Source organism: Aeromonas sp. 25-248 (genome assembly GCF_053005425.1).
The window spans coordinates 12,606-34,523 of the sequence record NZ_JBRKTB010000001.1 but is presented as its reverse complement, the minus strand read 5'-3'; the positions used below and the strand labels follow the sequence as shown (position 1 = coordinate 34,523).

Genomic DNA, 21,918 nt, shown 5'->3' with positions numbered 1-21,918 from the left:
CCGATGTCACGGCAGATCGCGCCGTCCCCGTTGCAACAATCCCCTGACCCATATGGTGAGGGGATTGTTTTTTATGGAAAAATCGGCCCACAATATCAGTGATTTGCCACCAGGAATGCCGTCGGGGTTCGCTGGCGATGGCAGCCAACGGCTGCCATTCGGGATAGAAGACATGCGCGCTTGGAGCCCAAAACATGATGAAGACTCCCCTCAGGTTATCCGTTCACCCCGCCCGGTTCTTCTCGCTTCCTCCCTGCCGTCGTCTCGCGCTGGTGAGCCTGCCCTGTCTGCTGCTGCTGACGGGGATCCTGGCCGGGGTCAGCTTTGATCCCCTGGCAGAGCACAACCTCTATACCGTCGGGGCTCTGGCCGAAGCGCTCAACGTGCTGACCCTGATGTTCATGTTCTGGGTGGTGCAGTGTGCCCAGATCACCTTGAGAACCTATCTCTCCCTCACCGGCGGGCTGACCCTCTGGCTCGTTTCCGGCGTCATCGATCTGATGGATGAGGCCTATTTCCAGCCCTGGTGGCTCTCCACGGTGGAAGACAGCCTGCGCACGATCGGCATGCTGGCCTCGGCCTGGGGTGTGCTGCTGATGGTGCAGCAGATGTATGGCACCCAGATGCGGCTCTCCTCCCTCGCCATGTCAGACGAGCTGACCGGGCTCTCCAATCGCCGGGCGTTTCGCGCCGTGCTGGAGGCGCACGGAGAGGAGGGGACGCCGCTCCTGCTGCTGGATCTCGATCACTTCAAGCTGATCAACGATCGCTATGGCCACGCCATCGGCGACAATGTGCTGCGTGAATTCAGCACCCTGCTGCGCCAGCTCTGCCCATTGGATGGGGTGGTGGCACGCCTTGGGGGAGAGGAGTTTGCCATCTGGCTGCCCGGCATGACGGGCGACAAGGCCCGTACGCTGGCGGAGCAGATAAGGTGCGCGACCGAAGAGCTGGTCTCAGGTGACGGGGTAAGATTCACCGTGAGCCTTGCCCTGGGTATCAGCCAGAGCGGGGAGGGGGTGGATGCCCTGCTCCAGCGTACCGATCTCGCCCTCTATCAGGCCAAGCACCTGGGACGCAACCGGGTGGAGCTGGCGTGATGGCGCCAGGGGATGCCGCAGCCAGCGGGCCAGCAGGTTCATCCGCCTTCATCTTGTCAGACTTGTTCCCTACAATGTCCGCCTCCATGCATTCGAGCCCTCTCATTCGCGATGAGGGGCAGGTCCCGCTCTTCAGGAAGCCTTCATGATCCCCTCTTACTCTTTGTTTCATGCCCATTGGCGCTGGCTGTCACTGCTTACCCTTGCCCTGCTGTCGGGCTGTGCCAGCGAGCCTCTCGCCACGACCAGCCCGGCGACGCCGGCGGGGCGCCCCATTCCCAAGGCGATGCAGCCGCAAGAACCGGCCGACATGAAGAGCCGCATCGTGCGCTTCCTGCCGCGCAACGTGGTGGACAAGCCGGGCTGGGCCAATGACGTGGTGACGGCGCTCACCACCCAGGGGCTGACGGTGAGCGATCACAACGTCTGCAGCGTGCTGGCGGTGGCGGAGCAGGAGGCGACCTATCAGGCGGACCCCGTGGTGCCCAACCTCAACAAGATTGCCTGGAAGGAGATCAATGCCCGGGCCGGCAAGCTGCTCATCCCCGAGTTCATGGTGCGCACGGCCCTCTCCATCCAATCCCCCACCGGCAAGAGCTATGCCGAGCGCATCGACAAGCTTCGCACCGAGCGGGAGATGAGCGAGATCTTCGAAGACATGATAGGCAGCGTCCCCATGGGCAAGCAGCTCTTTGGCAACCTCAACCCGGTGCGCACCGGCGGCCCCATGCAGGTGAGCGTCGCCTTTGCCGAAGCCAACGCCCGTGGCTACCCCTATCCCGTGAAGGAGTCCATTCGCCACGAGGTGTTCACTCGTCGCGGCGGCATCTGGTTTGGCACCAAACACATCTTCGGCTATCCCGCCGACTACCCGGATACCCTCTATCGCTTCGCCGACTTCAATGCGGGCTGGTACGCGAGCCGCAATGCGGCCTTCCAGGCGGCGGTAAGCCGGGTGAGTGGCAAGCCCCTGGCCCTGGACGGGGATCTCATCCGCTACGACTCGGATTTGCCCGGCAAGACCGAACTCGCGGTCCACAGCATCGCCAGCCGCGTCAACATGAGCAAGCAGGCCATTCACCAGAGCCTGAAGCTGGGGGACAGCAGCGACTTTGCCAAAAGCGATCTCTACCACAGGGTCTTCGCCCTGGCCGACAAACAGGCCGGGACACGGCAACCCCGCGCCATCCTGCCCGGCATCCAGCTAAAGAGCCCCAAGATCACCCGCAACCTCACCACCGCCTGGTTTGCCAAGCGGGTGGATGAACGCGAGCAGCGCTGCGTGCAGAAGATGGCAACGATCCGCTGATTTGCAGAAGTAACAAAGGCGGCCAATTGGCCACCTTTGTTATTTTCTGACTTTTTGTGGGCGGAAAAATTTCTTTGCAAAGAGCGATGGTTCTATTTTAATTTGAGCCAGAGATACTTTGTAATCAAGAGCCCTTAACATGATTAGTGCATTTTTCAACGTGACTTTCGAAAAAAATGGTAATTCATTTGGTATGTTTTTGTTTGTAGCAATTGCGTATACAATATTATAATTGCTAGGGGTTGGTCGTTTTGTTGGATCATCTAGTTTTATTGAAATAGGTAATTTTGGATTTAACTGCTCTCTATACCAAGCATCTTTAATAAATGCCTCTGCGGCAACAAGGCCTTGAGAGAACAAATGACTTAATGTACCCGAACTCCTATAAAATTTTACATGAATGAATTCGTTTCCATTTCTAATAAGATCACAATGTTCAATCTTGTCATATGCGCCACCAATTTTAATATTTTTCTTGTCCATCAAGCAAAAACTACTATCTGAGTCGCACACAAATAAGTTGTAATCCTCTTCACGCTCATGAGAATATTCTGGAAGATCGTTAGGATAGATATTTATATCCATCAGGTATTTATCAATGCTCTCCGTGAAAGTTGTATTGACCCGATACCAAGTACCATTTCTAAGTATATAAGTGTTACCACTATAAACTATTTCTGCATATATACATCTATAGACTGACCATTGCTTTGTTGGTTGGTAGTCATTGTTGTTTACATATATTGTGTCTAACTTCATTCTTTCAACAGTAAGTTCGTCTCTGTCAATATGATCGATATAATCATTTAATGATAAAACGGGGTGCCTTGGCACTCGTTGTCCTGTACCAAACGAGTATCCTATTTGATTTTCCCAATCGATTATTTCAGGCTCACCAAGCCAAATACCGTTATAGTTGTTGCTTGATAGACAGGAGTCTAGTTCCATATCAAGAATTTCAATTTCATCTAGGTCTCTTACCCTATTTATATTTTCAACCCAACTGAACTTACTCGGTAGTTTTTTCTTATATTGTGATAGGGATATTTCCAATATTTTGGGGAGTGTATTTAATGTTGTCTCCACTGCTACAGTGAGAGCATCTCGACCTGTTACGTTCAGACCAAACTCGGGGATTAAAGAGGTTCCTGTTATGGCGTATAACATTTCTGTTTCAGAATCAAGATGTAGATTAAATATGTCTACATCAATAGTGCTCTGGGTTCTTGAATTTAATGGGTTATGGTCATAACTGGCTTTATCTAGACTTCGTAGTTTATCAGGATCAACAGAGTTTAGTGTCACCTTTAATCCAAAATCACGTTCAATAGCATCATCTTTTAAAAGATGGAACCCAGTTCCAAATGATAGTATGAAAATATTACCTAGCAGCTTGACGATAAAAACAGCTCCCACACTAGATGAGGTTCCAAAAGCGAGTTTATCTACAGAGGTATTATCGGTAAACAATCGCGTCCATGGTGGTATATTTTTAGGTGGATGTTTTTTTATGTATAAGCGAGCGGATTCTATATCCGGGAGCTCAATATCAATAGGTTGCATAGCATTTTCAGTATTGATTATCTCCGATTCAATTTTATTCGGGTCTCTAACAAGATAAATGGACAACTTTTCCTTTCTTTTTCTTTTTCTTTTCTTTTCACTCATAGAACCTCTCAAATAACTTTTGAGTGTAGACACAAGTATCTACAGACTAGCTAAAATAATTGTGGCTTAATAAATCGGCATTTTGGGTATCCGCTGCATCCCCAAAACTGATTGCCCTTGTTCTCCCCCCGAGTTGCAGTGCGCAATACCATGGTGCTGCCACATCTGGGGCAGATCGGGGGTGGATTGTCCGGTGGCGATACGCTCTGTGAGGGTGGGTTTGCAACTGATTGCCTGACAGGTTCGCGGGTGGAAACATGGTTGGCGGATGGGTCGGCATGACGAGTCTTGAGCTGGGTGACATGCTGCCGGTGGGTTTGCCAACTGGCGGTCAAGCGGCCTTGCTGAATGGTGTCGATAATCCGATCGACGTCGGCGGTGCTCAAGACGGGAGTGGTCTTGCTCTTGATATAGCTGACCAGTCCGCGACGCATGACGTTTTCCGGCATGGGAGTCTTGAAGGTGCAGTCGCCAATAAAATAGACGATGGAATGCAACTGGTGATCCGCCAGCCCCAGCAGGGATTTGAGGGTCATCATATGCAAGTGGTTCTGATGCAGCGGGTTCTGGAAGCTGTGCTTGCGGCGATAGATCTGCTGGGTCCAGCGTTTCTGGGTCGGGTTGCCGAATATCCAGCCCTTCATGTTCTTGGTCTCAATCACGAATAGCCCGAAGCGGGAGACGATCACATGGTCTATCTGGGTGCTGCCCTGGGGGGTGGGCAGGGTCACGTCCTTGAGCAGGCGATATTCCCGCTTGTCGAGAAAGAGCCGGATACAGAGATTGATAAACCACTCCCCGACCATCCCTTTGAACCAGGCCGTTTTGAGCAGGGTGGCAATCAACAGCAGTGGCAGGAAAAACCAGAGCTGAGTCAGCAGAGGCGCTATGGCAGCAGTGATATCCATGTGATTTAGCCTTCACAGATCCCGGTCAGGGATGGGTCTCGATGGGGATGATGCTGCGACACTTGGGGTATTCGGGGCAGCCCCAGAAGCTGTTGCCCTTGGTATCTCCCCGTTTGCTGGTCCTCAGTACCATGGTTGTGCCGCATTTTGGACAAACCGGTGCTGTACCTGCATGGGCGGCCACGTTGTCCTGCGGGTCACTGTCGCTTGCGACGCGCTCCAACGTGATGCGCACCTCCTCGCTCACCCGAATAATGCGCTGGGCTTCATCGTAGGCATCGCGGTACAGCTCACTGTCATCCGCCCGCCGGATCAACACCCCCATCTCGTTGTTGTTCACCTGGCTGAATTCGTAGAGGTTCAGGCTGGTGACAATGCACATCTCCTCATTGAGGTAGCACTTGGCATGGAGATTTTTGCAAAAGCTGGTGCGGATAAAGGTGAGCTCCTTGAGCCAGCTGATCTCTTCCGGTTGGAGTTCGCTCTTGCCATAGACGATCCGCACATCGATCTTGAGCCGGTTCTTGTCGGTCAGCAGCTCCTTGATCCTGTCATTGAGTTTGAGAAAGGGGCTGATCAGGATTAACCGCTCCTTGGCGTCCTTTATCAGCTCTTCGAGGAAATAGTTGGTTGCGCTGGTATTCAGAAATTTGGCCATAACAAGCTCCCTGTCCCTGGAAATGTCATGTGTTCTCTGCTCAACAGTAGGCAGTCAGCCTGACCACAATCCCCGGCGTGGTTCAGCTTCACGTCTTCAACGCCTTCCCGTATCCCCATGCTAGGAGATACAGGTGGGGCCTGACAGTGGCAATTGAGTCAAATGTGCGTTCAGTCAGAGATTTGGTGATGGGGACGGTTCATGTCGCCTTGCTGCGCTAGAAACTCATCGCCAGTCCGATGGAGTAGCCGCTGGTACTGTTGCTGAACATATAGCGGGCCACCAGCCGGGTGCGGGTGATGAAGATGTCGTACTTGCTGCTGTCGAGTTCGAGGCCAAGTCCCAGGGAGTTGAGGCTGTTGAAACCGAGCAGCCCCCGTTGCTGCCCCAGGTATTCGGTTCTGGCCCCTTCCAGCACGTAGCGAAGGGGCCTGTCCAGCAGGGTCCAGTGCCACAGGGGGGCGCGGCGGCGCAGGTAAAGCCCGAGGTTTTCCGCATCGGCCTGACCGCTGACGCTCTCGGCGGTGCCGGTGAAGCTTTGCAGATGCTGGTAGGAGTAGCGCAGCTCGGCATCGATGTCCTGGGCGGCGGAGAAGAGCTCATAGTCCAGCATCAATGAGCCGCCGAGGCCATAGACATTGAGGGTGCCGCCGTCGAGGAAGTCCAGATTCTTGCCGCTCCTGTGCTCGAGCAGGGCGGCCCCGATGCGAAGGTCGCTGGCCACCGTGCCCAGGGTGACATTGGCGATGGGCCGCAGCACCAGATTGCCACCAAAGCGATCCCGGTGGACGCTGACATCCCAGCCGATGCCGCCGGTGGCGCTCAGGCTGTTCCATTTGGTGGGAATGGTGCGGGTCTCGTTGCCATCGGTGAACACGAACTGGGGATCGTAGCGGCTGTAGCCCAGGGTGCCCTCCAGATAGAGGGGAACATCCTCGCTCAGGGTGGCGCCACCCCCGAGCTGGGTGATGGTGAGGGCAGAGGTGTCGTTGGTGCCGCTGCCGATATTCAGGTTGCTGGCGGTGATATCTGGCACCACGGCGTAGCTCATCAGGGAGACGACGGCGTTGGCGCGCTGTTGAACCAGGCTCTCGTCGCTGGCACGGGCCTTTGTCATAAGACCGACAGAGACGCCGGCAATAACCGCCAGCAAGGAAAGTGTGTGAGAAGAGAGCTGTCTTGCCATACCTGGCTCCATGAGTACCCCGTCCATTGGGGCATGTTCACACTGTAACGGGTTTCATCTGGCTTGGCAGCCAGGCAAGGGCCGACCCGTCCTGTTTTGGGGGGGCGCATTGGCCTGATGGGCCAAGCTGCCCTCGCTTTGGCGGGGGCAGGGGGCCGCGAGAAGGGTGAACCGCTGGGCAGAAATCACAGACATTAATTTATTGTTCAGTTCCCCGGGTGTATAAGAGGCCTCCCATACGAACATTGGGGTGGTAGCAGGGATGGATTACCAGACGGGGCCTTCGGGTCATCATGACGAATGCGCATTACGTTGATGGGAGTCACACCAGATGCAGGACATGCTGCTTGCCATATGGCATCAGGATTTTGATCAGCTTATACAAATGCAGGCAATCGGTCTGCTCGTCACCTGTCTGGTGGTGATCCTCTTCCTTGAATCGAGCTTCGTCTTTCTGCCCCTGCCCGGTGACAGCCTGGTGCTGCTGGCGGGCGGTCTGGTGGGCATGGGGGTGCTGGGGCCCGAGGTGACCTTGCTCTATCTGCCGCTCGCGGCCGGGATAGGGAGTGTGCTCGCCTACTGGCAGGGGCAGGCACTGCATGGCACCCGTTTCATGGGCCATGTGGAGCGAATGATCCCGGAAGGGAGCCTGCCCAGGGCCTCCCGACTGCTGGATCGTTACGGCTTCTGGGCCATGTTCGTGTCCCGTTTCATCCCCTTCGTGAGAGTGTTGACCCCCATGTTGATGGGAGTCTCCCGCCTGCACCTGCTGCGGGTGGCCGTGGCGAGTTTTGCCAGCGCCTTCCTCTGGTCCCTGGTGCTGAGCATGGCCGGCAAGATGGTGATGGCGACCCCGGTCTTTGCCCATCATCAGGAGCTGCTGACCAAGTGCCTGCTTGTCACCTCTTTCGGGTTGTTCGTCATCGCGGTGGCGGCCATCGGCATGCGGCTGCTCAAGCGTCCGAGCAAGCGGGTGCGCTGATCTCACTGCCCGGGCTGCGCCTGCTGCTGCGTCTGGAGAGCGCAGCCCCCGGAAAAATACAGGCCATTTGAGGCGGCATTCCTGTCGCCTATCTGTTACACTTCGCGCCCGCCATTTTCCGGCTCATCTTCTGATCTGATGTCAGACCCAGCCGTCCTTGGCTCCACGCCTCGCCGATGCCAGGCCACACGCCGGCCCAGGCCATCCACGCCAACTACAGCTCCGCTGGAACACAGGAACCCAACATGAGATTTGAATCGTTCGATTTTGCCCCCGAGATTTTGCGCGCCATCTCAGATTGCGGTTATCAGGAGATGACCCCTGTGCAGAGCCAGGCCATCCCGGCCATTCGCCGTGGCCGCGATGTGCTGGCCAGTGCCCAGACCGGTACCGGCAAGACAGCCGCCTTTGCGTTGCCCATCCTGCAACGCCTGGTAGACAACCCGGTGCCGGTGCAGCCTTCCAATGCCCGCGTGCTGATCCTGACCCCGACCCGCGAGCTGGCGGCCCAGGTGACGAGCAATATCAACGATTTCGCCAAGTATCTTGATATCACTACCCTCACCATCGTGGGTGGCGGCAAACAGGATGTGCAGGCCAAGAAGCTCAAAGCGGGCGCACACATCATAGTGGCCACCCCTGGCCGTCTGCTCGAGCACCTCACCGCCTGCAACCTGAGCCTCTCCGGGGTCGAGACTCTGGTGCTGGACGAGGCGGATCGCATCCTCGACATGGGCTTTAGCGCCGATGTGCAGCAGATCCTGCAGGCGGTCAACAAGACTCGCCAGAACCTGCTCTTCTCCGCCACCTTCTCCGAGGCGGTAAAAAAGCTGGCCAACCTCATGCTGGACAAACCCCAGGTGGTGGCCGTCGACAAGCAGAACTCCACTGCCGACACCGTGAGCCACACCGTCTATCCGGTGGAACAGAAGCGCAAACGCGAGCTGCTCTCCGAGCTTATCGGCAAGCAGAACTGGCAGCAGGTGCTGGTGTTTGCCAGCACCCGCGAGAGCTGCGATGAACTGGTGGAGGAGCTCAACCTCGACGGCATCAAGTCTGCCGTGGTACACGGTGACAAGGCCCAGGGGAGCCGTCGCCGCGCCTTGCGTGAATTCACCGAAGGCAAGCTGCGGGTGCTGGTGGCCACCGAGGTGGCCGCCCGCGGCCTGGACATTCCGAGCCTGGAATACGTGGTCAACTATGATCTGCCGTTCCTCGCGGAAGATTACGTGCACCGTATCGGCCGAACCGGTCGCGCTGGCAAGAGCGGCATGGCCATCTCCTTCGTCAGTCGCGAGGAGGAGCGCACCCTGCTGGAGATCGAGGCCCTCATCGGCCAGAAGATCCGCCGCATCATGGTGCCGGGTTACGAGGTGAGCAGCCGTGACGACCTCATCAAGCAGTTGCAGGAGCGCCGCCGCTTCGGCAAGCGCCCGCAGCGTGAAGACAATGCCGCCGCCCAGGCCATGGCCGAGGCGAAACTGCAAGGTCAGCGCCTCAAGCGTCTGGCGGCGGCCAAGAAGCCCCGTCAGCCGAAATAAGGCAACGTCGCACCCTCCCGGTCGGGGAGGGGCGTTTACTCTCCAAAGGCGCCACTGGCGCCTTTGTGCTGTCGATGACGCGGCCCCTGGCCGCCCCGTTTCAGAGGATCCGAGATGACCCTTCCTGCTTACAATCAGGCCCTGCTCGAGATGGCCCGCCAGAGCCTGGCGGAGCTGGAGCGCACCGCTGCCCAGAAGACGGGCAAACGCACCCCCGCCCAGGAGAGCCACTTTCTCTGTACCTGGATGGCGGATTCTCTCAAGGAGAAACGCTTCTCTCGGCTGGTGATGGAGGATCTCAAGGCCTGGGTGCAACTGGGGCGGACGCTGGGGGCGGGGGCCGATCTCAAGGGGCTGCTTGAGCGGGTGCAGCGCCAGTATGAGCGTGCCATGCATGAGCCGGTACAGCTGGGGGCGCGCCTGGCCGATCTGCTTTTGGCGCTGGAGGGGGCGGGCTGGCTGGTGTTCACCGACAGCGAACTGAACACCCGGCAGCGGCTGCTGAGCCAGGGGCAATCCAGCCTGATCATCTCGGCCAGCGAGTATCAGGGCCATATCGAGGGAGGTGAGCTGGTCAAGCCCCTCACCCTCTATGTGCGCGGGGACGAGCAGGTACTGGCCGAGGCGGCATTTGCCCGGGGCCTGCTGCTGAGCCAGGGCAACAAGAAAACCACCCTGGTCAAGCACCACAAGGCCTATCGGCTGATGCCGGGCAACGCGCAGCCTGCCCTGGCGCTGCTGTCCTCCTGATCCCGCCTTCTCATCCCGTCACCCGGCCCTGCGCCGGGTTTTTTTATGGCAAATGCACCCCACGGGGTTGCCTGCACGCTCGGGCCGGGCGGGCAATCTTTGTCGCAGCCAAGGAGCTCCCCCTCTGATGGGGGGCGTCCCCCATATGGAGGGATGGTGGGGTGGTGCTTCTGCTCTAGGGTGGATGGGCCCCAAAGAGGGCCTTAAAGGAAGCAGACCGCCTGACAAGGCGACACTCAATGAATGAGGAAACATGATGAAAGCGACTCCAATTGCCCTGTTGCTGGCCGGCGTGCTGGCGTCCCCGCTCTGCGCCGCCGGACTCGATGCCCGGCTCACTCTGGTGGAGGGCAGCACAGACGATGTGCGCGTCAACCTGACCCTGACCAACACCGGGGAGAAGCCGGTTCGTCTGCTCAAATGGCAACTGCCGGGCAGCGAGGATGCTCCCCTGTTCCAGGTGGAGCGTGACGGCCAGCCGGTGGATTACGAAGGGGCCCTGATCAAGCGGGCCGCACCGAGTGACAAGGACTACCAACTGCTCAAGGCGGGCCAGAGCCTGACAGTGCAGGCGGAGGTCTCCGGTCTCTACGACATGAGCGCCCAGGGCCAGTACAGCATCCGTTACCTGCTGCCGACCGTGGCGCAGGAGGGGAAAGCGGCCAAGGCCAAACAGGCCCAGGCGAGCGAGTCCAATGCCGTGACCCTCTGGGTCGAAGGGGTGAGCGACGATCGGGTGCTGGCCAAGGCGGCGGTGGCCGAGCCCCAGGCGGTGAGCGCCTCGGTCAGCTTCAGCGGCCGTTGCACCAATACCCAGAAGAGCGACATCCTGGCGGCGCTCGATGCCGCGAGTGGCATCGCCAACAACTCCAGCAGCTACCTCGCGGTGGACAAGCCGAATGGGCAGCGCTACCGCAGCTGGTTTGGCGCCTATGACGCCACCCGCTGGAACCAGGCCGAGACCAACTTCAGCAAGATCAAGGATGCCATCGACAACAAGCCGCTCACCTTCGACTGCGGTTGCAAGCAGAGCTACTTTGCCTATGTCTATCCGGACCAGCCCTACAAGGTCTATCTGTGCAAGAGCTTCTGGACTGCGCCGGTCACCGGGACCGATTCCCGCGCCGGCACCATTGTCCACGAGTTGAGCCACTTCAACGTGGTGGCGGGCACCGACGATCTGGGATACGGTCAGGCCAATGCGCGCAATCTGGCGAGCACGGATCCCCAGAAGGCCCTGAACAATGCCGACAACCATGAATATTTCGCCGAGAATACCCCGAGCGAAAATTGAGTTGCAAACAGGGGCCGGATGGCCCCTTTTTTGACGGAGGCACCATGATGACACTCTTGCTCACCACCCTGGCACTGGCGCCCTTGCAGTGCGAGCTGTCGGTCAGCGCAGAGAGCGGGGTGAACGAACCCCTGCCCCTGGTGATGACCCTGACCAACCGGGGGGAGACGCCCCTCGAGGTATTGACCTGGTTCACCCCCTTCGAGGGGTGGTTTGCCGATGCCATCGACCTGACCCGCGATGGGCAGCCGCTGGACTATCGAGGGCCGCTTGCCAAGCGAGGTACCCCCGGGGACGGCGACTTCCTGCACCTGGGGGCGGGGGAGCAGAGCCAGGCCGATGCGGATCTGGCGCAGGCCTACGACCTGTCCCAACCGGGCCGCTACCGGCTCAGCTATCGTGCCCAGCCCCTGACGCTGACCAAGGGCGTGGCGCCCAGCTGCCCCGCCATCGACTTTACCCGGGTGGCCCCCTAGGCGATCTGCGGCTTGCCCTTGGTATCCAGCAGCCCGACGGCGCGGGGGGCCACCGCCAGACCGCGTGACGATTGGCTTTCCCGCCAGCAGCAGTGCACCAACGTGATCACATGGTCATCCAGGGTATCGTCTTTATCCGGATGATACAGGGGATGGGCCACCGAGTGGGTCGATAGCAAAATGATGAACATGAGGGGCGGTCCAGCCATGCCATGCACCGGGCCGACTCGTTTACACCGTCAAGGAGGGGACATGGCACTGGAACAACTGAAACGGGAGCTGGAGCGCTTTGGCGAGCAGAATGACGGAGCGCAACACTCTCGTGGCAGCAAGATGCTCAACATTACCCGCGATACCGGCGAACTGCTGGCGATGCTGGTGCAGACGAGGGGGGCGCAGGCTGTGCTGGAGATCGGCACCTCCAACGGTTACTCCACCCTCTGGCTGGCCGAGGCAGTGAAACGGCTGGGGGGCCGGGTCACCACCATCGAGCTGGACGAGGGCAAACGGACCATGGCGGCGACCAACTTTGAGCGGGCCGGGCTCACTCCCTGGATTGAGCAGTTGGCGGGGGAGGCCGGCAGCCTGTTGCCCTGCCTGCCGACGGCGGGCTATCAGCTCATCTTTCTGGACTCCGATCGCCGCCACTACCAGGCCTGGTGGCCCGAGATCCAGCGCCTGCTTGCCCCTCGTGGCCTGCTGGTGGTGGACAATGCCATCTCCCATGAAGACGAGATGAGGGAGTGGATGGCACAGGTGCGGCGTGACCCCGATTTCCTGACTTCCCTGGTGCCGGTGGGCAAGGGGGAGTTTCTGGTGGTGCGGTTGTAGGGGAAAGGCATGGAAAACAGGACCATGGAACCAAAAACCGTGGTGCAGACCACTGGCAGGCCATGCAGAGCAGCGGTTTCGTCAGGGCCCCCAGGTGGCTGAGCGATGACTTCCTCTGTGACTGGCCAACGTTGGGGGAGCGGCGCGCGGGGCGGGTCAACTTCGTCGAGTTCCATCGGCGCTACCCGGCGGCCGGGCCTTGGAATATCGACATCGTCCGCCTGCTGGAGCAGGGCGGGAGGTGGTGACCGAAGGGGTGATCACTGACGGTGACGTCAAGGCGCGCGCCATCGCGCCTTTACCTTCCACGTGGTGCGTGGCAATCCCATTTGCCATCAGACTGAATTTTGGCACGATTGATACGTTGTGTCGTGATTGGGCCACTGCCATCCCGCGGGAGCTGCAACCCGCCTGATATGGTTTCCGCTGACGGAGCGCCGCCAGCGGGGCAATTCCTCGGCCAGCCCGGCCATTATTTATTCGTTATCCATTATTTCGCTAAATATCCCCGTATTTCATGGTTGGGTCATGCCATGAGCCACGTTATGTTTCATCCATACCGCCAGCAAGCACTATGAAGGTTATCTCTGCCGATAATTAATTTAAATTAAACATGATAACCGGCTGGTTTTATTTTGTGGTGGTTGGCAAGCGCTCTGGATGTTCATAAATATAACGAGGTGAATAATGAAAAAACGGCACTTCCTGTTTTTAATGGCGGCACTTCCGCTGGCACTGATGACATCGGTACAGGCACAGTCAAGCCTGGCCGAGATCCAGCGGGCCGGAGTGATCAAGATCGGCACCGAAGGGACCTATCCTCCCTTCACCTACCACGACAAGAGCGGCAAGCTGGTGGGTTTTGACGTGGAGATAGGCGAGCTGATTGCAAGCGGTCTGGGCGTGAAGCCGCAGTTCGTCGAGGGCAAGTGGGACGGGCTCATCGCCGGGGTGGACGCCAAGCGCTACGACCTGGTGCTCAACGAAGTGGCCATCACCCCTGAGCGGCTGAAAAAATATGATTTTTCAGATCCCTACATCACCTCCAAGGCGGTGATCGTGGTGCACAGCGACAACCAAAGCATCAAGAGTTTTGCCGATCTGAAGGGCAAGAAATCCTCCCAGTCCCTGACCAGCAACTTCGCCCAGCTGGCGAAATCATCGGGCGCCGAGGTGGTGGCCACCGAGGGATTCAACCAGTCACTCGAACTGGTGCTGACCGGGCGGGTGGATGCCACCATCAACGACAGCCTCTCCTTCCTCGACTTCAAGAAACAGAAGCCGGACGCCAAATTGAAGGTGGCGGCCAGCGAGGCCAAGGGGGATCAATCAGCCGCCCTGCTCGCCAAGGGGCAACCCGAGTTGCTGGCTGCCATCAATCAGGCGCTGCGCAATGCCAAGCAGGATGGCGAATATCAGAAAATATCGCAGAAATATTTCGGCACCGACGTCTCGCAATAATATCGTGGCAACATAATAACAACTGAGGATATTAACGTGCCGGCCTGGTTGCAGTTAATGATCGACTCTTTTTGGCCCCTGCTCAGTGCGGGGCTTATTTTTACCGTGCCACTCACTCTGATTACCTTCGTGCTGGGAATCGTGCTCGGCTTGTCGGTGGCGCTGGCCAGATTATATGGTCCGGCTCCGCTGGTGATGCTGGTCCGCTTCTATGTCTGGCTTATTCGGGGCACGCCCCTGCTGGTGCAGCTGTTTCTGATCTTTTACGGTCTGCCGAGCGCCGGCATCGTGCTGGACGCCTTCACCGCCGCCGTCATCGGTTTCACCCTCAACATCGGTGCCTACAGCTCGGAGATCATTCGTGCCACCCTGGCGGCCATCCCCAAGGGGCAGTGGGAGGCAGCCTACTCCATCGGCATGAACTGGCCCCAGGTCATGTGGCGGGTGATCCTGCCGCAGGCGGCGCGCATCGCGGTGCCACCGCTCTCCAACACCTTCATCTCCCTGGTCAAAGACACGTCGCTGGCGGCGGCGGTGACCGTGCCCGAGCTGTTTCAGGCGGCCCAGCGCCTCGCCTCCGTCACCTATGAGCCGCTCATTCTCTATATCGAGACGGCCCTCATCTACCTGATGTTCAGCTCGGTGCTCTCCACCCTGCAAGACAGGCTGGAGCAGCGACTGGCTCACAAAGAGACCCGGGAGGTCGCCCTATGATCCGCTTGAGTGGCATCGAGAAACAGTTTGCGGGGCAGCGCGTGTTGAAAGGGGTGGGGCTGGCGATGGCCGCGGGCAGCGTCACCGCCCTGATCGGTCCCTCCGGCAGCGGCAAGAGTACCTTGCTGCGCTGCGTGAACCTGCTGGAGCGACCCGATGCAGGCCAGCTGGTGCTGGGGGGCAGCGAGCTCGACTTTACCCGGCATCTGTCACGGCAAAGCGTGCTGGCCCTGCGCCAGCAGACCGGCATGGTGTTCCAGAATTTCCAGCTGTTCCCGCACATGACGGTGCTGGAGAACGTGATGGAAGGGTTGGTGACCGTGTTGAAGTGGCCCAGGGAGAGGGCAGTGGCGCGCGCCCTGCAACTGCTCGACAAGGTGGGGCTCAGGCACAAGGCCGAGGCGGTGCCTGCCACCCTCTCCGGCGGTCAGCAGCAGCGGGTCGCCATTGCCCGGGCGCTGGCGCCATCTCCCAAGGTGCTGCTCTGTGACGAGCCTACCTCGGCGCTGGATCCCGAGCTTGCCCAGGAGGTGGTGGCCGTGCTGCGCCAGCTGGCCAGTGAGGGGACCACCATGCTGATCGCCACCCATGACTTGCGTCTTGCCGCCCAGATTGCGCAGCAGGTGATCTTCCTGGAGGCCGGGGAGGTGGTGGAGGCGGGCAGTGCGCGCCAGATGTTCACCACCCCCAAGCGGGCACGTACCTTCGAATACATCTCCACCCTCACCGAACGGCTGCCGGAGAGCTGGAGTATCTAGCCGGTTCTGGCGGATTGAGAGCGAGATAAAAAAACAGCCCCGCAGGAGCGGGGCTGTTTGCATGGCTGCTTGGTTATGGCGGCAGATCACACGGCCAGGTAGTCCATGATCCCTTCGGCCGCCTTGCGACCCTCGTAAATGGCGGTCACCACCAGATCAGAGCCGCGCACCGCGTCACCACCGGCGAACACCTTGGGGTTGCTGGTCTGGAAGGCGTACTCGGCCTTCTCGGGCGCCTTGATGCGATCCCGGCCGTCGAGCTCGACACCGTGCTCTGCCATCCAGGGCTGGGGGTTGGGCTGGAAGCCGAACGCCATCACCACCGCATCGGCAGCCAGCACCTGCTCGGAGCCTTCAATGACTACCGGATTGCGGCGGCCATTGGCATCGGGGGCGCCAAGCTCGGTGCTCACCACCTTGATGCCGCAGGTACGGCCGTGAGCGTCCAGTTCGACCCCGACAGGTTGCAGGTTGAACATAAATTCCACCCCTTCCTCCTGGGCGTTCTTCACCTCCCGCTTGGAGCCCGGCATGTTCTCGGCGTCGCGGCGGTAGGCGCAGATCACCTTGTCTGCCCCCTGGCGGATGGCGGTGCGCACGCAGTCCATGGCGGTGTCGCCGCCCCCCAGCACCACTACCTGCTTGCCGGCGAAGTCGATGTAATCGGCCTGGGCCTTCTCGAAGCCCAGCAAGCGATTGGCGTTGGAGATGAGGTAGGGCAGGGCGTCGTAGACCCCCGGCGCCTCTTCGTTGGCAAAGCCGCCCTTCATGTACTTGTAGGTGCCGACCCCGAGGAAGACCGCATCGAACTCACCGAGCAGGTCGGCGAAGGTGACGTCACGGCCCACTTCGGTCTCGAGGCGAAACTCCACCCCCATCCCCTCGAAGATCTCGCGGCGGCGTTGCATCACCTCTTTCTCCAGCTTGAAGGAGGGGATACCGAAGGTGAGCAGGCCGCCGATCTCCGGGTACTTGTCGAACACCACAGGGGTGACGCCATTGCGTGCCAGCACGTCGGCACAGGCAAGGCCCGCGGGGCCCGCGCCAATGACGGCGACCCGCTTGCCGGTCTTGACCACCTTGGAGAGATCCGGGCGCCAGCCCATCTCGAACGCCTTGTCGGTGATGTATTTTTCGATGTTGCCGATAGTCACGGCGCCGAATCTGTCGTTGAGGGTGCAGGCACCCTCACACAGTCTGTCTTGTGGGCAAACGCGGCCACACACCTCCGGCAGGCTGTTGGTCTGGTGGGAGAGCTCCACCGCCTCCAGGATGCGTCCCTCGTTGGCCAGCTTCAGCCAGTTGGGGATGTAGTTGTGTACCGGGCACTTCCACTCGCAATAGGGGTTGCCGCAGTCGAGGCAGCGATCCGCCTGCATGCCGACCTGGGCCTGGTTGAAGGGCTCGTAGATCTCCACGAACTGGATCTTGCGGATCTTGAGCGGCTTCTTGGGCGGGTCGACCCGCTGGACATCGATAAACTGGAATACGTTCTGGCTCATAGGGTTCCCTCCTTATTGCGCCTGGATTCTGAGTTCTGCACTGGAACGGCTGGTGTGGCCAAGCAGCGATTTGACGTCGCTGGACTTGGGTTTGATCAGCCTGAACTTGGGCACATAGGAGTCGAAGTTGGCCAGGATCTCCTCGGCACGCGAGCTGCCTGTCTCGTTGAGGTGCGCCGTGATGATACCGCGCAGGTGCTCCTGGTGGATGGCCAGATCCGCCACCTCCAGCAGTTCGACCAGCTCGGGGTTGGTGCGCTTGGCAAAGTTGCCGCACTCGTCGAGCACGTAGGCGAAACCGCCTGTCATGCCCGCCGCGAAGTTGACACCGGTCTTGCCGAGCACGGTGACGATGCCGCCTGTCATGTATTCACAGCCGTTGTCGCCAATCCCCTCGACCACCGCCAAGGCCCCTGAGTTGCGCACCGCGAACCGCTCGCCTGCGGTCCCTGCGGCATAGAGCTTGCCGCCGGTGGCGCCATAGAGGCAGGTGTTGCCGATGATGGCCGCCTCGTGGGATTTGAACGCCACGCCGACGTGGGGTTTGATCACCAGCTTGCCGCCGGTCATCCCCTTGCCCACGTAGTCGTTGGCATCCCCGGTGAGGATCATCTCAAGGCCACCGGCGTTCCAGACGCCGAAGCTCTGGCCGGCGGTGCCGTTGAAGTGCACCTTGACCGGATCGGCCGCCATGCCCTGGTTGCCGTGGCGCTTGACGATTTCGCCGGACAGACGCGCACCCACGGAGCGGTCGGTGTTGCGGATGTCGTAGCGGAACTCGCCGCCACTCATGTTTTCCACCGCCTCCAGCAGATCTTCCACCATCTTGAGGTTCAAGGGCCCCTTGTCGAAGGTGGGGTTGTGCTGCTGGCTGAACAGACTGGAGCCTGCCGGTGCAACCGGGGCCGCCAGGATACCGGACAAGTCCAGCTTGGCCTGACGGGCGGTGAGGCCGGGCAGGGCTTCCAGCAGGTCGGTACGACCGATGAGGTCGGTGAGCTGGGTGACGCCCAGCTCGGCCATCAGCTCGCGCGTCTCCTCGGCGATGAACTTGAAGTAGTTCATCACCATCTCCGGCAGGCCGGTGAAGTGTTCGCGGCGCAGCTTCTCATCCTGGGTGGCGACGCCGGTGGCGCAGTTGTTCAGGTGGCAGATACGCAGGTATTTGCAACCGAGCGCCACCATGGGGCCGGTACCGAAGCCAAAGCTCTCGGCGCCGAGGATGGCCGCCTTGATGATGTCCAGACCGGTCTTGAGGCCGCCATCCACCTGCAGGCGCACCTTGTGGCGCAGGCCGTTGGCCACCAGCGCCTGCTGGGTTTCGGCCAGGCCCAGCTCCCAGGGGGAGCCGGCGTATTTGACCGAGGTGAGCGGGCTTGCGCCGGTGCCGCCGTCGTAGCCGGAGACGGTGATGAAGTCCGCATAGGCCTTGGCCACGCCGCAGGCGATGGTGCCGACGCCAGGTTCGGACACCAGTTTCACCGACACCAGGCAGTTCGGGTTGATCTGCTTGATGTCGAAGATGAGCTGGGCCAGATCCTCGATGGAGTAGATGTCGTGGTGGGGCGGCGGGGAGATCAGGGTCACGCCGGGCACCGAGTAGCGCAGCTGGGCGATTTGCGCGGTGACCTTGTCACCGGGCAGCTGGCCCCCTTCACCGGGCTTGGCACCCTGGGCGACTTTTATCTGCACCACGTCCGCGTTCATCAGGTAGTGAGGGGTGACGCCAAAGCGACCGGACGCCACCTGCTTGATGCGAGAGTTTTTCTCGGTACCAAAACGCTTGGGATCTTCACCGCCTTCGCCGGAGTTGCTCTGACCGCCGAGGCGGTTCATGGCGATGGCCAGGGCCTCGTGGGCTTCAGGGCCGAGGGCGCCGATGGACATGGCCGCGGAGTCGAAGCGGGGGAACAGCCTGGCGGCTGGCTCCACCTGATCCAGCGCAACCGGGGTGGTGCCCTGTTTGAGCGACAGCAGATCCCGCAGGGTCGCCACCGGGCGCTCGTTCACCAGACGGGCATACTCCTTGTAATCGGCGTAGTTGCCGGAGCGCACCGCCACTTGCAGGGTCTGCACCACGTCCGGGTTGTAGGTGTGGTACTCGCCACCGTGGACGAATTTCAAGAGGCCGCCCTGGGTCAGCGGCTTGCGGCCGAGCCAGGCCAGACGGGACAGATTGATCTGATCCTGCTGGATGTCGGCAAAGTCGGCACCCTGGATGCGGCTCGATACGCCGCGGAAGCAGAGTTCGACCACAGCCCTGGAGAGGCCCACCGCCTCAAACAGCTGGGAGCAGCGGTAGCTTGCCACCGTGCTGATGCCCATCTTGGACATCACCTTGTAGAGGCCCTTGTTGATGCCGTTGCGGTAGTTAAGCATGGCCTGGCGCAGGCTCATTTTGAGCACGCCTTCTTCTACCTGCTTGGCGAGGGTCTCGTAGGCGAGGTAGGGGTAGATGGCGGTGGCGCCAAAGCCCAGCAGCACGGCGAAGTGGTGCGGGTCGCGCACGCTCGCGGTCTCCACCAGGATATTGGCGTCGCAGCGCAGGTTGTTGTCCACCAGGGTACGCTGCACCGCCCCCACCGCCATGGCGGCCGGGATGGGCAGGGTATCCGGGCTGATGTCCCGGTCTGACAGGACCAGCAGGACGGCGCCGCTGCGGGCCGCTTCAGCTGCCTCGTGGCAGAGACGCTCGAGGGCGGCTTGCAGCCCCTCTTCGGGGAGGTAGTTGAGGCTCAGCACCGCATGGCGGTAGTGCTCCCCTTCCAGGGCCAGCAACTGATGGAAGTCGGAGTAGAGCAGGATCGGCGACTGGAACAGCACCCGGTGGGCGTGACCGAAGGTCTCGTTGAATACGTTCTGTTCGCGGCCGATACAGGTGGCCAGGGACATGACGTGATTTTCCCGAAGGGGATCGATGGGCGGGTTGGTCACCTGGGCGAACATCTGGCGGAAGTAGTCGTACAGGGTGCGCTGGCTGGAGGAGAGCACCGCCATCGGGGTGTCATCCCCCATGGAGCCCACCGCCTCCTGGCCATTCTCGCCGAGCACGCGGATCACCTGATCCAGCTCTTCAAAGGAGTAGCCGAACAGCTTCTGGTAAGTCTTGAGCCGGTCATCCGGGAATTCCCGCGATCCCGTGCTGGCATCGTCCATCTGCTCGAAGGGCACCAGGCGCTTGCAGTGCTTGTCCATCCACTGCTTGTAGGTGTGACGGCTCTTGAGATCGTCATCAATTTCGAAGCTGGTCCAGATCTTGCCGTTGCTGGTATCGACCACGAACAGCTCCCCCGGGCCGACACGGCCCTTCTCCAGCACTTCGTCCGGGGTGTAGTCCCAGGTGCCCACTTCGGAGGCCAGCGTGATGAACTTGTCCTTGGTGATGACGTAACGTGCCGGACGCAGACCGTTTCTGTCGAGTGCGCAGGTGGCGTAGCGACCGTCGGTCATGACGATGCCGGCCGGGCCGTCCCAGGGCTCCATGTGCATGGAGTTGAAGTCGTAGAAGGCGCGCAGGTCGTCATCCATATTCGGGTGCTTCTGCCACGCAGGCGGGATCAGCAGGCGCATGGCACGGAACAGGTCCATGCCGCCGGCCAGGAAGAGATCCAGCATGTTGTCGAGGCTGGAGGAATCCGACCCCGTGGTGTTGACGAAGGGGGCGGCCTCTTGCAGATCGGGGATCAGCGGGGTGGCGAACTTGTAGCTGCGCGCCTTGGCCCACTGGCGGTTGCCGGCAATGGTGTTGATCTCGCCGTTGTGGGCGAGGTAGCGGAACGGCTGTGCCAGCGGCCAGCGTGGGCTGGTGTTGGTGGAGAAACGCTGGTGGAACACGCAGATGGCGGCCTGCATGCGGATGTCGGCCAGATCCAGATAGAAGCGCGGCAAATCCACCGGCATGCACAGTCCCTTGTAGACGGTGACCAGGTTGGAAAGGCTGACCACATAGAAGTAGTCGTCGCTGATGCGCTTCTCGATGCGGCGGCGCACGATATAGAGGCGGCGCTCGAGATCCTTGTCGACCCAGCCCGGAGGCGCGTTGACAAAGACCTGTTCAATACTGGGCAGGGACGCCTTGGCGATGGAACCGAGTACGTTGGTATCGATGGGCACCTTGCGCCAGCCGACCAGACTCAGGGTCTCTCTTTCCAGCTCCTCGTCGATGATGTCGCGCGTGGCCTGGGCCAGGATGGGATCGGGGTTGAGGAACAGCATGCCGACCGCGTAGTTGCGGCCCAGGTGCCATCCCTTCTCTTCGGCGACCGCTCTAAAGAAGCTGTCGGGTTTTTGCAGCAACAGGCCGCAGCCGTCGCCGGTCTTGCCATCGGCGGAGATACCGCCGCGGTGCTGCATGCGAGCCAAGGCTGACATCGCGAGACGGACAAGCTTGTGGCTGGCTTCCCCTTCCATGTGGGCCAACAGGCCGAAGCCACAGTTATCCCTCTCCAGCTTTGGATCATATAGTGACATTGCATTTCTCCCTTGCTCGGCCTTCCATCGCACTGTCATCAACAGACTGCATAAATTGCGATTGGCTCTTGTGGTTCCGTCCGCCTGAGGTGGCGAATCTCCAAACTAATGGGATTTTCGGGCAAGGTCAATTGGACATCCCGCTTGTTTGCAATGTTACATCGCCATAACAAAATGTGGGTTTTTGAGACTCAATCAGCATTTTTGTGTATTTATAACTGCTTTTTATTTATTTGTTGGATTTATATTCTGGTTGTGGACGGTTTAGTGGTTGACTGCATGGTGGCGGGAAACTGTAGTAATTTTACAA

Annotated in this window: 18 protein-coding genes and 1 pseudogene; 12 read left to right on the top strand and 7 right to left on the bottom strand. The window is 59.8% G+C overall.

Going from position 1 to position 21,918, the window contains the following annotated elements:
• The first annotated feature begins 194 nt into the window (after positions 1–194).
• Both ACVDHI_RS00130 and ACVDHI_RS00125 read left to right on the top strand, forming a co-directional pair.
• Positions 195–1,100, top strand: coding sequence for a diguanylate cyclase (locus tag ACVDHI_RS00130; RefSeq protein ID WP_439833034.1), 906 nt, complete (start codon positions 195–197; stop codon positions 1,098–1,100).
• Between the two features lie 145 nt (positions 1,101–1,245).
• Complete coding sequence (locus tag ACVDHI_RS00125) at positions 1,246–2,409, top strand: DUF1615 domain-containing protein (RefSeq protein ID WP_447211546.1); 1,164 nt, start codon at positions 1,246–1,248, stop codon at positions 2,407–2,409.
• A gap of 39 nt (positions 2,410–2,448) precedes the next feature.
• Here ACVDHI_RS00125 and ACVDHI_RS00120 read toward each other — a convergent pair whose 3' ends face one another.
• From ACVDHI_RS00120 to ACVDHI_RS00105, 4 genes are all read right to left on the bottom strand, one after another.
• Positions 2,449–4,077, bottom strand: a complete 1,629-nt coding sequence (locus tag ACVDHI_RS00120; RefSeq protein ID WP_447211545.1) for a TIGR04141 family sporadically distributed protein — start codon at positions 4,075–4,077, stop codon at positions 2,449–2,451.
• A 50-nt stretch (positions 4,078–4,127) separates the two neighbouring features.
• Positions 4,128–4,985 carry a nuclease-related domain-containing protein gene (locus tag ACVDHI_RS00115; RefSeq protein ID WP_324045424.1) on the bottom strand — a complete coding sequence of 286 codons (858 nt, stop codon included), beginning with the start codon at positions 4,983–4,985 and terminating at the stop codon, positions 4,128–4,130.
• 25 nt (positions 4,986–5,010) lie between these two features.
• Positions 5,011–5,643, bottom strand: a complete 633-nt coding sequence (locus ACVDHI_RS00110; protein ID WP_447211544.1) for a topoisomerase DNA-binding C4 zinc finger domain-containing protein — start codon at positions 5,641–5,643, stop codon at positions 5,011–5,013.
• 217 nt (positions 5,644–5,860) lie between these two features.
• Positions 5,861–6,760 carry a hypothetical protein gene (locus ACVDHI_RS00105; RefSeq protein ID WP_447211543.1) on the bottom strand — a complete coding sequence of 300 codons (900 nt, stop codon included), beginning with the start codon at positions 6,758–6,760 and terminating at the stop codon, positions 5,861–5,863.
• Positions 6,761–7,160: 400 nt separating this feature from the next.
• On the opposite strand from ACVDHI_RS00105, the gene ACVDHI_RS00100 reads away from it, so the two are divergent.
• From ACVDHI_RS00100 to ACVDHI_RS00080, 5 genes are all read left to right on the top strand, one after another.
• Positions 7,161–7,811 carry a DedA family protein gene (locus ACVDHI_RS00100; protein WP_039040377.1) on the top strand — a complete coding sequence of 217 codons (651 nt, stop codon included), beginning with the start codon at positions 7,161–7,163 and terminating at the stop codon, positions 7,809–7,811.
• 245 nt (positions 7,812–8,056) lie between these two features.
• Complete coding sequence (locus ACVDHI_RS00095) at positions 8,057–9,352, top strand: DEAD/DEAH box helicase (protein ID WP_447211542.1); 1,296 nt, start codon at positions 8,057–8,059, stop codon at positions 9,350–9,352.
• 114 nt (positions 9,353–9,466) lie between these two features.
• A complete protein-coding gene (locus ACVDHI_RS00090; protein ID WP_041213094.1) occupies positions 9,467–10,102 on the top strand; it encodes a DUF2913 family protein in 636 nt (211 codons plus the stop codon).
• A gap of 253 nt (positions 10,103–10,355) precedes the next feature.
• Positions 10,356–11,396, top strand: a complete 1,041-nt coding sequence (locus tag ACVDHI_RS00085) for a M35 family metallo-endopeptidase (protein ID WP_171865007.1) — start codon at positions 10,356–10,358, stop codon at positions 11,394–11,396.
• 44 nt (positions 11,397–11,440) lie between these two features.
• Positions 11,441–11,872 (top strand): hypothetical protein, encoded by a 432-nt coding sequence (locus ACVDHI_RS00080; RefSeq protein ID WP_041213092.1) that lies wholly within the window; start codon positions 11,441–11,443, stop codon positions 11,870–11,872.
• Here ACVDHI_RS00080 and ACVDHI_RS00075 read toward each other — a convergent pair.
• Positions 11,869–11,997 (bottom strand): annotated as a pseudogene (locus ACVDHI_RS00075) (questin oxidase family protein); the annotation flags it as partial. The gene ACVDHI_RS00080 and the pseudogene ACVDHI_RS00075 sit on opposite strands and share 4 nt — an antisense overlap.
• A 127-nt stretch (positions 11,998–12,124) precedes the next feature.
• Between ACVDHI_RS00075 and ACVDHI_RS00070 the strand changes: the two are divergent.
• The 5 genes from ACVDHI_RS00070 (at position 12,125) to ACVDHI_RS00050 (ending at position 15,636) form a co-directional block, all read left to right on the top strand.
• Complete coding sequence (locus ACVDHI_RS00070; RefSeq protein ID WP_447211541.1) at positions 12,125–12,703, top strand: O-methyltransferase; 579 nt, start codon at positions 12,125–12,127, stop codon at positions 12,701–12,703.
• A gap of 62 nt (positions 12,704–12,765) precedes the next feature.
• Positions 12,766–12,951 carry a hypothetical protein gene (locus ACVDHI_RS00065; RefSeq protein ID WP_447211540.1) on the top strand — a complete coding sequence of 62 codons (186 nt, stop codon included), beginning with the start codon at positions 12,766–12,768 and terminating at the stop codon, positions 12,949–12,951.
• A 439-nt stretch (positions 12,952–13,390) separates the two neighbouring features.
• Positions 13,391–14,164 (top strand): amino acid ABC transporter substrate-binding protein, encoded by a 774-nt coding sequence (locus ACVDHI_RS00060; protein WP_048207933.1) that lies wholly within the window; start codon positions 13,391–13,393, stop codon positions 14,162–14,164.
• Positions 14,165–14,221: 57 nt separating this feature from the next.
• On the top strand, positions 14,222–14,878 hold the full coding sequence (locus ACVDHI_RS00055; protein ID WP_174217478.1) for an amino acid ABC transporter permease: 657 nt from the start codon (positions 14,222–14,224) through the stop codon (positions 14,876–14,878).
• Positions 14,875–15,636 carry an amino acid ABC transporter ATP-binding protein gene (locus tag ACVDHI_RS00050; RefSeq protein WP_010675170.1) on the top strand — a complete coding sequence of 254 codons (762 nt, stop codon included), beginning with the start codon at positions 14,875–14,877 and terminating at the stop codon, positions 15,634–15,636. Before ACVDHI_RS00055 ends, ACVDHI_RS00050 begins: the two co-directional genes overlap by 4 nt.
• An 86-nt stretch (positions 15,637–15,722) precedes the next feature.
• Here ACVDHI_RS00050 and ACVDHI_RS00045 read toward each other — a convergent pair whose 3' ends face one another.
• Both ACVDHI_RS00045 and gltB read right to left on the bottom strand, forming a co-directional pair.
• Positions 15,723–17,138 carry an FAD-dependent oxidoreductase gene (locus ACVDHI_RS00045; RefSeq protein WP_323920445.1) on the bottom strand — a complete coding sequence of 472 codons (1,416 nt, stop codon included), beginning with the start codon at positions 17,136–17,138 and terminating at the stop codon, positions 15,723–15,725.
• Positions 17,139–17,150: 12 nt separating this feature from the next.
• Positions 17,151–21,608, bottom strand: a complete 4,458-nt coding sequence (gene gltB, locus ACVDHI_RS00040) for a glutamate synthase large subunit (RefSeq protein ID WP_111896888.1) — start codon at positions 21,606–21,608, stop codon at positions 17,151–17,153.
• Between the last annotated feature and the right edge of the window lie 310 nt (positions 21,609–21,918).